The sequence below is a fragment of the Acinetobacter sp. 1000160 genome (genome assembly GCF_000588715.1).
Classification (GTDB): Bacteria; Pseudomonadota; Gammaproteobacteria; order Pseudomonadales; family Moraxellaceae; genus Acinetobacter; species Acinetobacter courvalinii.
This window is the reverse complement of the sequence record NZ_JFWP02000006.1, coordinates 205,789-217,500: the sequence shown is the minus strand read 5'-3', so window position 1 is coordinate 217,500 and position 11,712 is coordinate 205,789. Positions and strand designations below refer to the sequence as shown.

At 44.7% G+C, this 11,712-nt stretch carries 10 protein-coding genes, 2 tRNA genes and 3 rRNA genes (1 of these 15 only partly in view); 12 read left to right on the top strand and 3 right to left on the bottom strand.

Features of this window, described 5'->3' with window-relative positions:
- The 10 genes from J699_RS05130 to J699_RS05175 all read left to right on the top strand — a co-directional run.
- Positions 1-165: ribosomal RNA gene (locus J699_RS05130) — 16S ribosomal RNA — on the top strand (it extends 1,372 nt beyond the left edge of the window).
- Positions 166-224: 59 nt separating this feature from the next.
- A tRNA-Ile gene (locus J699_RS05135) sits at positions 225-301 on the top strand.
- Between the two features lie 54 nt (positions 302-355).
- A tRNA-Ala gene (locus J699_RS05140) sits at positions 356-431 on the top strand.
- 373 nt (positions 432-804) lie between these two features.
- Positions 805-3,697 (top strand): 23S ribosomal RNA (locus J699_RS05145).
- Between the two features lie 158 nt (positions 3,698-3,855).
- Positions 3,856-3,970 (top strand): 5S ribosomal RNA (rrf, locus tag J699_RS05150).
- The 16S, 23S and 5S rRNA genes sit together here with 2 tRNA genes alongside, the layout of an rRNA operon.
- A 136-nt stretch (positions 3,971-4,106) precedes the next feature.
- The gene (locus J699_RS05155; RefSeq protein WP_050441703.1) at positions 4,107-4,448 is read left to right on the top strand and encodes a hypothetical protein; all 342 of its coding nucleotides are present in this window, start codon (positions 4,107-4,109) and stop codon (positions 4,446-4,448) included.
- A 72-nt stretch (positions 4,449-4,520) separates the two neighbouring features.
- Complete coding sequence (locus J699_RS05160) at positions 4,521-4,913, top strand: DUF2007 domain-containing protein (protein WP_032870182.1); 393 nt, start codon at positions 4,521-4,523, stop codon at positions 4,911-4,913.
- Between the two features lie 89 nt (positions 4,914-5,002).
- A complete protein-coding gene (locus tag J699_RS05165) occupies positions 5,003-5,350 on the top strand; it encodes a GFA family protein (RefSeq protein WP_032870180.1) in 348 nt (115 codons plus the stop codon).
- 22 nt (positions 5,351-5,372) lie between these two features.
- Positions 5,373-5,936, top strand: a complete 564-nt coding sequence (locus J699_RS05170) for a DUF4256 domain-containing protein (RefSeq protein WP_032870177.1) — start codon at positions 5,373-5,375, stop codon at positions 5,934-5,936.
- 132 nt (positions 5,937-6,068) lie between these two features.
- Complete coding sequence (locus J699_RS05175) at positions 6,069-7,232, top strand: acyl-CoA dehydrogenase family protein (protein WP_032870175.1); 1,164 nt, start codon at positions 6,069-6,071, stop codon at positions 7,230-7,232.
- A gap of 16 nt (positions 7,233-7,248) precedes the next feature.
- Here the strand turns inward: J699_RS05175 and J699_RS05180 are convergent, their stop codons facing one another.
- From J699_RS05180 to J699_RS05190, 3 genes are all read right to left on the bottom strand, one after another.
- On the bottom strand, positions 7,249-7,653 hold the full coding sequence (locus tag J699_RS05180) for a hypothetical protein (protein WP_032870173.1): 405 nt from the start codon (positions 7,651-7,653) through the stop codon (positions 7,249-7,251).
- A gap of 63 nt (positions 7,654-7,716) precedes the next feature.
- Positions 7,717-8,226 carry a GNAT family N-acetyltransferase gene (locus J699_RS05185; RefSeq protein ID WP_032882910.1) on the bottom strand — a complete coding sequence of 170 codons (510 nt, stop codon included), beginning with the start codon at positions 8,224-8,226 and terminating at the stop codon, positions 7,717-7,719.
- On the bottom strand, positions 8,223-8,822 hold the full coding sequence (locus J699_RS05190; RefSeq protein ID WP_032870168.1) for a TetR/AcrR family transcriptional regulator: 600 nt from the start codon (positions 8,820-8,822) through the stop codon (positions 8,223-8,225). The genes J699_RS05185 and J699_RS05190 overlap by 4 nt, the downstream gene beginning before the upstream one ends.
- A gap of 195 nt (positions 8,823-9,017) precedes the next feature.
- Between J699_RS05190 and J699_RS05195 the strand changes: the two genes are divergently transcribed.
- Together J699_RS05195 and J699_RS05200 are read left to right on the top strand one after the other, a co-directional pair.
- Positions 9,018-10,826: an acyclic terpene utilization AtuA family protein gene (locus J699_RS05195; RefSeq protein ID WP_032882909.1), complete on the top strand. Its 1,809-nt coding sequence runs from the start codon at positions 9,018-9,020 to the stop codon at positions 10,824-10,826.
- Between the two features lie 10 nt (positions 10,827-10,836).
- Complete coding sequence (locus tag J699_RS05200) at positions 10,837-11,712, top strand: SDR family oxidoreductase (RefSeq protein WP_005226744.1); 876 nt, start codon at positions 10,837-10,839, stop codon at positions 11,710-11,712.

The following is an 11,712-nucleotide window of genomic DNA, read 5'->3' as shown; positions in this document are numbered from 1 at the left end:
CGTTCCCGGGCCTTGTACACACCGCCCGTCACACCATGGGAGTTTGTTGCACCAGAAGTAGCTAGCCTAACTGCAAAGAGGGCGGTTACCACGGTGTGGCCGATGACTGGGGTGAAGTCGTAACAAGGTAGCCGTAGGGGAACCTGCGGCTGGATCACCTCCTTAACGAAAGATTGGTGACCGGTAAGAATCCACAACAAGTTGTTCTTCGAAGATGTATCTGAGGGTCTGTAGCTCAGTTGGTTAGAGCACACGCTTGATAAGCGTGGGGTCACAAGTTCAAGTCTTGTCAGACCCACCAAATCTGATAGCTGAAGCTGAGATTGAGATATATCGTTCATTATGATTTTAAGCTGGGGACTTAGCTTAGTTGGTAGAGCGCCTGCTTTGCACGCAGGAGGTCAGGAGTTCGACTCTCCTAGTCTCCACCATGAATTACTTAGTAATTCTGAGCTAAATAGATTATAGAGTTTAGTGAATACAGTCCAAGTTGACTGGTTTATTAATCTCTGTGATTTATCACAGTTTACTACGCACCGACGAGGTGGTAGTTAATCATTAACAGATTAGTAGAATTGAGTCTGAAATAAATTGTTCACTCATTCTTTGATTTAAACATTTCGATGTTTAAGTTGAATGAAATGAGAACTAGCAAAAACACTGAATCAAGCGTTTTGGTATATGAATTTAGATTGAAGCTGTACGGTGATTAAGTTCACGAAACAACAAGCTGTATGAATTAATGTTTACATTGATTCTGTTGCTACACCCACTTGTAGGTGTAACGACTGTTTGGGGTTGTATAGTCAAGTAATTAAGTGCATGTGGTGGATGCCTTGGCAGTCAGAGGCGATGAAAGACGTGATAGCCTGCGAAAAGCTCCGGGGAGGCGGCAAATATCCTTTGATCCGGAGATTTCTGAATGGGGGAACCCACCCGCTAAAAGGCGGGTATCATAAGCTGAATACATAGGCTTATGAAGCGAACGAGGGGAAGTGAAACATCTCAGTACCCTTAGGAAAAGAAATCAATTGAGATTCCCTTAGTAGCGGCGAGCGAACGGGGAGCAGCCCATTAAGTTATGTGTGTTCTAGTGGAACGCTCTGGGAAGTGCGAACGTAGAGGGTGATATTCCCGTACACGAAAGGGCACACATAATGATGACGAGTAGGGCGAGGCACGTGAAACCTTGTCTGAATATGGGGGGACCATCCTCCAAGGCTAAATACTCCTGACTGACCGATAGTGAACCAGTACCGTGAGGGAAAGGCGAAAAGAACCCCTGTGAGGGGAGTGAAATAGATCCTGAAACCGCATGCATACAAGCAGTGGGAGCACCTTCGTGGTGTGACTGCGTACCTTTTGTATAATGGGTCAGCGACTTATATTCAGTAGCAAGGTTAACCGCATAGGGGAGCCGTAGAGAAATCGAGTCTTAATAGGGCGTTTAGTTGCTGGGTATAGACCCGAAACCAGGCGATCTATCCATGAGCAGGTTGAAGGTTGGGTAACACTAACTGGAGGACCGAACCCACTGTCGTTGAAAAGCCAGGGGATGACTTGTGGATAGGGGTGAAAGGCTAATCAAGCCTGGTGATAGCTGGTTCTCCCCGAAAGCTATTTAGGTAGCGCCTCGGACGAATACCATTGGGGGTAGAGCACTGTTTCGGCTAGGGGGTCATCCCGACTTACCAAACCGATGCAAACTCCGAATACCAATGAGTACTATCCGGGAGACAGACTGCGGGTGCTAACGTCCGTAGTCAAGAGGAAAACAATCCAGACCGCCAGCTAAGGCCCCAAAATCATAGTTAAGTGGGAAACGATGTGGGAAGGCATAGACAGCTAGGAGGTTGGCTTAGAAGCAGCCACCCTTTAAAGAAAGCGTAATAGCTCACTAGTCGAGTCGGCCTGCGCGGAAGATGTAACGGGGCTAAAACTATGTGCCGAAGCTGCGGATGTATACTTTAGTATACGTGGTAGGGGAGCGTTCTGTAAGCCGATGAAGGTGTATTGAGAAGTATGCTGGAGGTATCAGAAGTGCGAATGCTGACGTGAGTAACGACAAAACGGGTGAAAAACCCGTTCGCTGAAAGACCAAGGGTTCCAGTCCAACGTTAATCGGGGCTGGGTGAGTCGACCCCTAAGGCGAGGCCGAGAGGCGTAGTCGATGGGAAATTGGTTAATATTCCAATACTTCTGTGTAATGCGATGAGAGGACGGAGAAGGTTAAGTCAGCCTGGCGTTGGTTGTCCAGGTGGAAGGCTGTAGGCATGCATCTTAGGCAAATCCGGGGTGCTCTATGCTGAGAGCTGATAGCAAGCTGTACTTGTACAGTGAAGTGGCTGATACCATGCTTCCAGGAAAAGTCTCTAAGCTTCAGTTACACAGGAATCGTACCCGAAACCGACACAGGTGGTCAGGTCGAGTAGACCAAAGCGCTTGAGAGAACTCTGCTGAAGGAACTAGGCAAAATGGTACCGTAACTTCGGGAGAAGGTACGCTGCTGACGGTGATGGGACTTGCTCCCTGAGCTGTTGGCAGCCACAGAAACCAGGCCGCTGCAACTGTTTATTAAAAACATAGCACTCTGCAAACACGAAAGTGGACGTATAGGGTGTGATGCCTGCCCGGTGCTGGAAGGTTAATTGATGGGGTTAGCGTAAGCGAAGCTCTTGATCGAAGCCCCAGTAAACGGCGGCCGTAACTATAACGGTCCTAAGGTAGCGAAATTCCTTGTCGGGTAAGTTCCGACCTGCACGAATGGCATAATGATGGCGGCGCTGTCTCCAGCAGAGGCTCAGTGAAATCGAAATCGCTGTGAAGATGCAGTGTACCCGCGGCTAGACGGAAAGACCCCGTGAACCTTTACTGCAGCTTGACATTGAACTTTGACCTTACTTGTGTAGGATAGGTGGGAGGCTTTGAAGTTAGAACGCTAGTTCTAATGGAGCCGTCCTTGAAATACCACCCTGGTAATGTTGAGGTTCTAACTCTGCCCCGTAATCCGGGGCGAGGACCATGTCTGGTGGGTAGTTTGACTGGGGCGGTCTCCTCCTAAAGAGTAACGGAGGAGTACGAAGGTGCGCTCAGCGTGGTCGGAAATCACGCGTAGAGTATAAAGGCAAAAGCGCGCTTAACTGCGAGACCCACAAGTCGAGCAGGTACGAAAGTAGGTCTTAGTGATCCGGTGGTTCTGTATGGAAGGGCCATCGCTCAACGGATAAAAGGTACTCTGGGGATAACAGGCTGATACCGCCCAAGAGTTCATATCGACGGCGGTGTTTGGCACCTCGATGTCGGCTCATCTCATCCTGGGGCTGAAGCAGGTCCCAAGGGTATGGCTGTTCGCCATTTAAAGAGGTACGCGAGCTGGGTTTAGAACGTCGTGAGACAGTTCGGTCCCTATCTACCGTGGGCGCTGGAAATTTGAGAGGATCTGCTCCTAGTACGAGAGGACCAGAGTGGACGAACCTCTGGTGTACCGGTTGTGACGCCAGTCGCATCGCCGGGTAGCTATGTTCGGAAGGGATAACCGCTGAAAGCATCTAAGCGGGAAGCCTACCTCAAGATAAGATTTCCCTAGGAATTTATTCCTCTAAAGAGCCGTTCGAGACTAGGACGTTGATAGGTTGGGTGTGGAAGCACGGTGACGTGTGAAGCTGACCAATACTAATTGCTCGTGAGGCTTGACTATACAACACCCAAACAGTTGTTGTATTCAAGATAAATTCAATACATAACTTGATTTAGTGTCAAAACTAGTTACAATACGACTCAATTAACTAATCCGTTAATAACTCTTTCGGTACTAAGTGGCAAAAAACGTAAGACCACCCAAAACCAAAACAGTTTGCTGGCGACAATAGCAAGAGTGAACCACCTGATCCCTTCCCGAACTCAGAAGTGAAACCTCTTAGCGCTGATGGTAGTGTGGCACTTGCCATGTGAGAGTAAGTCATCGCCAGCTTTTAAATACGAAACACCCCTAACTAACGTTAGGGGTGTTTTTTATTGCGTAGAGAAAAATACATTGAATAGCATCTCTTGAGGATTATGTTATTGTTTTATAGGTTGAATCAAAATAACAAAAGGATGAAATTTAAATGATCAATAATCACCTTGCTATGACTTCAGAAGAATTCGTAGAGGAATTTAAACTTTTAAGAGATGATCTAATCCAGAGTTACTTTACTGTTGATTCTGAAATATCACGAATCAGTCTATTAGAAAAATCTGGTATGAATCATGAACAGATTCATTTAACGAAAAAAATTGTTTCAGAAGCTTTAACTGATGCGTTGTATACGGTTTTGCTAGGTCTTGATGGTAGTGCAACTATTGGTCAATATCAGATCATGTATAAGCTATTGGATGAGCAATCCAATGAACTGACTGGCGACTTGGAGTCGATTGCATGGGAAAAGTTCCATGGCCAAAATATATAACAACAAATTTACGCATTGTGCACCGAGATGAATTGTGCTTAGAATTTATATTTATGCTATTTAGATATTCCTATGAAATGGGTGGTCGCTGAAACGTATTCTTTTCCTTATGAAGCCCAAATTGCTAAAACGCAACTTGAAGCTGCTAGCATTCCTACCCGTATTGAAAATGAACATACCATTAACATGGACTGGCTGTATTCCAATGCATTGGGTGGGGTTCGGTTATTGGTTCCTGACCGTTATTTAGAACAAGCACAAGCATTACTGGCGCAAGACTTTAGCCAGGAATTAGAACAAGAGTTTGGTTTAAGTGAGCGTTGTCCTCAATGCGGAAGTACAGATATAAAGCCTTATACTGAAGGAAAGCGGCCCGCTTATCTGGTTTTCTTATTACTTGGTTTCCCGTTATTCTCGTATAAACATGGAACCAAGTGTCAACAATGCCAACATTTCTGGAGTTAAGCTTACATAAGCATTGATTAACAGAATCAGATTTGAACTTATACACGGCATCCTGTAAAAATAGATAAAAAATCAAAAAGGAAAAAAAGATGCAATATAAAGGAAGTTGTCATTGTGGAAAATTAACCTTCATTGCGCAGGGTGAACTCACTGAAGCGTTATCTTGTAACTGTTCAATTTGCCAGAAAAAAGGTTCTTTACTCTGGTTTTTACCTCAGAGTGAAGTTGAGATTACTGTGGAAGACGATGCTCAGGCGACTTATCAATTCAATAAGCATGTGATCGAGCATCATTTCTGTAAGGTCTGTGGTATTCATCCCTATGCAATGGGTGTAGATCCTCAGGGGAATACTATATGTGCGATCAATGTACGTTGTATTGATGATCTGGAACTGGAAAGTATCAAGATCAATCACTTTGATGGCCGTTCGGTATAGCCATAAAAATTAGAGTATAAAAATGACCAAGAATAAAAAGTTAGATATTGAACAAGTCGCAGCACTATTTGAAATATTAAAGAAGCGTTTTGAACAAAATATGCATCGTCACAAGGATCTGAATTGGTCTGATATTGAAGATCAATTACAGCAGCAGCCAGAAAAATTATGGTCACTCCATCAAATGGAAGAAACGGGTGGAGAGCCAGACATCATTGTATTGGATGCAAAGTCACCAGAAATAATCTTTTATGATTGTGCAGTAGAAACACCAAAAGGGCGTAGAAGCCTGTGTTATGACCGTGCCGCTTTAGACGCACGTAAGGAACATAAACCGGTAAATAATGCGGTTGATGTTGCTGAAGCCATGGGAGTTGAATTACTCACAGAAGAGCAATATAGGCAGTTACAGGCAATGGAACATTTTGATCTAAAAACCTCGAGTTGGGTCAAAACGCCCGAGGATGTAAGAGCTTTAGGTGGCGCAATTTTCTGTGATAGTCGTTATGGTCGGGTTTTTACTTATCATAATGGTGCTCAATCTTATTATGCGACGCGTGGATTTCGTGGCCGATTAAAAATATAGTTTTATGCTTTATCGCAGGTTTGATCTATTTTTTAACTTTTAATTTTGCCAAGCGCTTGCTTGGTTTTTCTGGTTTTGCTAATTTAGTGCTCATTCAATAAACAATGATCAATAATTGCTAGGAAGCAGAATATGCACCTTAATCCTTTGTACTACAACGAGCAGCATCTGGAATTTGCCAAGAGTATTCGACGCTTTGTTGAGAAGGAGATTTCGCCTTTTATCAATGAATGGGATGAGAATGAAACTTTTCCGCGAGAGCTGTATAAGAAAGCCGCAGATATTGGTTTATTGGGATTAGGGTTTGAAGAGCAGTATGGCGGGATTGCTGGGACAGATGCATTTTATACGCTGTTAGCTTCGATTGAGCTGGCAAAATGTGCGTCGGGTGGTCTTAGTGCTTCTTTGCTGTCGCATACCATTGGTGCGCCTCCGATCCAGCACTTTGCCAATGAAGCGGTGAAAGCTGAAGTGCTGCCTCAGATTTTATCGGGTGAAAAAATCTCGGCCCTGGCAATTACTGAGCCGGGCGGTGGTTCAGATGTCGCTTCACTCAAAACCAGGGCTGTACGTGACGGTGATTATTTTCTGGTCAGTGGTGAAAAGACCTTTATCACTTCGGGGATGCGAGCAGATTATTACTCGGTGGCAGTTCGTACTGATCCAAATGCGAAAGGGGCAAACGGTATATCCATGCTGCTGATTGATGCGCATAGTGAAGGGATCAGCAAAACCAAACTGGATAAGATGGGATGGTGGGCATCCGATACCGCGCATTTGCATTTTGACAATGTCAAAGTGCCAGCTAGTCATTTATTAGGCCCGGAAAATATGGGCTTTCTGGTGATTATGAATAACTTCAATATGGAGCGTTTTTTCCTTGCTGCAAGTAGTTATGGCTTTGCCCTGACCTGCTATGAAGAGGCATTGGATTGGGCACAACAGCGTCAAACCTTTGGCAAGCGTCTGGTCGACCATCAGGTGATGCGTCATAAGCTGGTGGATATGGCGACTCGATTGACCGCAACCCGTGCTTTACTTGAAGATACAGCTTATCGTTTAAGTAAGCCCGAATTGCAGGGCAGTGAACTGATTGCCCAGATTTGTATGTTGAAGAATGTTGCCACTCAAACCATGCAATTCTGTGCAGATGCGGCGGTGCAGACCCTCGGAGGCATGGGCTTTATGCGTGGTACCAAGTCTGAACGAATCTATCGTGAAGTGAAGGTGAATATGATTGGCGGTGGTGCAGAGGAAATTATGAAGGATTTAATCAGTAAGCAATTGGGGTATTAAACTGATCTCTAGGAGCTTATTGTATGGATTCAACCCAATAAGCTCCTTTTCCCTCTGGATGAACTGCGATATACCAAAGTGATGAACCTTGAGCGTAGAGCAAAAATTGAAATCCCTGATCCTGCATTTCTTTCTTTTTACCTTGAGCTGCATTATTCATTTTAATTGGGGTAGCGCCTTGGGCGCTAAAATAGTTCAGATCTGTGGGGGAAAAGGTAAAAGAACCATGACCTCTATTTAGATCTAGGTCATTTATTTCAATAATATTTTTTGTACTCGGTGGTAAAATCGGAGGCAGCCAACCACGTTCAAATGCATGTTCAGCTTTCGCATGCTGCAAATCTGTAAACTTGGTTGTCACTCTATCATCGCTACAGCCGAGAATTAGGCTGGAAAGTAAAATCAAGATTATACGTTGCATATATTTCGCCTAAAGAATTGGCATCAGTTTATTTTTATCGTTATGGGGCCGATATTTCAATAATTAAAAGGCTTGATACTTCTGATCTGTCCAATCGCTTTTTAAAATTGCCCAACGTTCATGATCTTTCCATTCTTTTCCACCGACACGCAGGTACTGGCGGGAGAAACCTTCTTTCACAAAACCTGCATGTACCACAAGGCGAATAGAGGGCAGATTATCGGGTTGGATATTGGCTTCTAATCGATGTAAATTCAGCGTTTGAAACGCTTCTTGTAAAACCAGTTGTAGCCCTTGTCGCATATAGCCTTGTCCTGCATAAGGATAAAAGGCTTCATAACCCAAGTAAGCAGAATGAAAGTGACCTCGAACGATATTGGAAATGTTAAAAGTGCCGACAATGGCATGATTCTCTTTCAAGCAGACAAAATAACGGTGTTCTTGCGCGAGGTAGTGTTCAAAATTAGCAGGTGGATAGGTCCACGGCCGATGCAGTTGAATACTACTCTGGTAAGCCTGTTTGATTTCGGCTAAATCACTGAGTAGGGGCTTACGCAGATAGATGGCACTCATTTCACCGCCATTTCCCAAACCATTTCAGTCAACTCATCAATTTTGACTTTACCTTCAGGTCTGTACCAGGTCACTGTCCAGGAAATCGAGCCACCCAGCAAACGACGCCAGATAAAAGCATCATGTTTCACTTTGCCCTGAGCACGTAATTTTTCAATCACGTCTAGCCACACTTGCTCATATTCATTGCGCATTTTCAGCAGGTAATCTTGTTTCTCTTTGGAAAGGGCAAACCATTCATGTACCAGTACTGCCATAGCCGCACCAGTATCGCCAGCAATGGAAAGTAGTTCAGCTTTGATCAAATGACGTAATTGTTGTTCAGGATCGCTTGAGCGTTCAGCCGCTTCTTTTAAACGGGCGAAGTTATAGATAATGGTTTGTTCCATCACCGTCGCCAGAATTTCATCCTTGCTTTTAAAATGATGGAACAGGCTACCCGATTGAATGCCAATAAATTCACCAAGTTGACGAACCGTGGTTTTGTCATAACCTTGCTTATAAAACAGATAGGCTGCGCCCTGTAATAAACGCCCACGTGGACTATCGTCAAAGCAAACAATCTTGGGTATTTGCTCAATTGAAGTTGCGATCATGCCTATCCGTCTATCCTGTTCAAGCTAAAGTGTATTGTAACAAAATTCATTCGATGCTTTGTCTTATCTTTTTATAACAAGCAGTTGCTTGAGTTTGACAATTTTTGCCAATACAGGATAGCATTATGTACTTTACAAACCAAGCACTTGCTTGGTAATGTTAAGGCGTTTTTAGCAATAACAATGAGAAAGCGCATGACAACTGTCAAACAGGATGATCAGAGGCTAGTTAAAATCGGGTGTGCATCGGGCTTTTGGGGCGATACCAACACTGCTGCCTTTCAGTTGGTGCATTTGAGTGATATTGATTATCTGGTCTTTGACTATCTGTCTGAAATTACCATGTCGATTATGGCCAAGGCGATGATGATGGACTCAAGTCATGGCTATGCGCTGGATTTTGTCAGTCGGGTGATGTCACCACTGATTCATAAAATTGCCGAGAAAAAAATAAAAGTGATCAGCAATGCAGGCGGGGGAAACCCACTGGCTTTTCGTGATGCTTTACAGAAAAAAATTGATGAAAAAGGGTTGGATTTAAAAGTTGCAGTGGTGCTGGGTGATGATGTATTGCCAAAGCATGCAGAATTATCAAAACAAAATATTCAGGAAATGTTTAATGGCGATGCCTTACCTGCACAGGTTGCTAGTAGCAACGCCTATCTGGGTGCTGTTGCGATTCGTGATGCCTTGGACTTGGGTGCGGATATTGTGATCACGGGCCGAGTGGTGGATTCAGCGGTTGTACTGGCGCCTTTGTTACACGAATATAAATGGTCACTGCATGATTATGACAAGCTGGCGCAAGGTTCACTGGCTGGGCATGTGATTGAATGCGGCGCACAGTGTACAGGTGGAAACTTTACTGACTGGCGTCTGGTTGAGGGCTTTGACAACATGGGCTTCCCGATTGTTGAAGTCAGTGCTGATGCTTCATTTATTGTGACCAAGCCGAAAGGGACCGGAGGCCTCGTTTCAACTGCGACTGTAGCAGAGCAGATCGTTTACGAAATAGGCAATCCGCAAGCCTATCTTTTACCTGATGTAAGCGCTGATTTTAGCCAAGTCCATTTAGAACAGGTGGGCGAACATCGGGTCAAGGTGACTGGCGCAACAGGTCAGGCACCAACCCAGCAATATAAAGTCAGTGCCACCTATGCCGATGGTTATCGGGTCTTGGTCAGTTTCTTGATTGCAGGTCGTGAAGCACCAGAAAAAGCCCAAGTGATTGCTGATGCCATTCTGAATAAATGTGAACGCGTTTTGGCACTGCGTTCAGTTCCTCCTTTTAGTGAAAAGTCGGTTGAAATTCTCGGTATTGAAAGTACCTATGGCGCACATGCCCGAATCAAGGATAGCCGTGAAGTGGTGGTCAAAATCGCGGTCAAACATCTGTTTAAAGAAGCTTGTATGTTCTTTGCGTCTGAAATTGCTCAAGCTTCAACAGGGATGGCACCTGCATTGGCAGGGATTGTCGGCGGCCGTCCGAAAGCCTCAGCAGTAGTGAAGCTGTTTTCTTTCCTGATTAATAAAGATCAATTAAAAGTTGAAGTCGACTTTGCGGGGCAGCGTTATCCGGTTCAGGTTCCTGTTGGGCAAAAGGTCGCAGAGGTCGAGCTACAACCCGTTGGTGAAGTGGCAAGTTATCAAGGCGATGAGATCGAAGTCCCTTTGATTGAGTTGGCACATGCACGTAGTGGTGATAAGGGCAATCATAGCAATATTGGTGTGATCGCGCGCAAGGCTGAATATTTACCGTGGATTCGTGCAGCTCTGACCGAGGCCAATGTTGCCGCATATATGCAGCATGTTTTAGATCCTGAAAAATCAAAAGTGATTCGTTATGAATTACCTGAGATGCATGCGCTGAATTTCATGCTGGAAAATGCATTGGGGGGCGGGGGAATCGCCAGCTTGCGGATTGATCCACAAGGTAAGGCGTTTGCACAGCAATTATTGGATATGCCGGTGAAAGTGCCTGCACAACTGTTAGAAAAATATTAAGGATGTAAACATGGGTTATCAATCAATTTTCAGGGCAGATGCATTTGCTGACAAAGTCATTATTGTGACAGGTGGAGGTTCTGGTATTGGCCGTTGTACTGCACATGAATTGGCATCCTTAGGTGCACAGGTCATCATTACCGGTCGAAAAATTGAAAAGCTGGAAAAAGTCAGCCAAGAAATTCTGGAAGATGGCGGCAAAGTGCATTTCATCGTCTGTGATAACCGAGATGAAGAACAGGTTAAAAACATGATTGCCGAAGTTATTGAAAAATTTGGCAAGCTGGATGGATTGGTCAATAATGCAGGCGGACAATTTCCTTCTGCATTAGAGAATATTTCTGCCAATGGTTTTGATGCCGTGGTCCGTAATAACCTGCATTCCACCTTTTACCTGATGCGTGAAGCCTATAACCAGTGGATGGCAAAACATGGCGGTAGCATCGTGAATATGACCGCAGATATGTGGGGTGGTATGCCGGGCATGGGCCATTCAGGTGCAGCACGTTCAGGTGTGGATAACCTGACCAAAACGGCTTCTGTGGAATGGGGCAAATCTGGAGTACGTGTTAATGCAGTTGCACCGGGCTGGATTATTTCTTCGGGCATGGATAACTATAGTGGTGATTTTGCCAAGGTGATCATTCCAAGTTTAGCGAGTAATGTTCCGTTAAAACGGATGGGCACAGAGTCAGAGATCTCCTCAGCGATTTGTTATCTACTTTCCGATGCAGCGGCTTTTGTATCGGGCGTCACCCTGCGTATTGATGGAGCCGCATCACAAGGCACACGCATGTATCCATTGGCTGATGCGACCAATAATGACGCCTTTAACGGTTTCCATCGTGCGTTTATTCCTGACATATTCAAAACAGATGGAGAATAA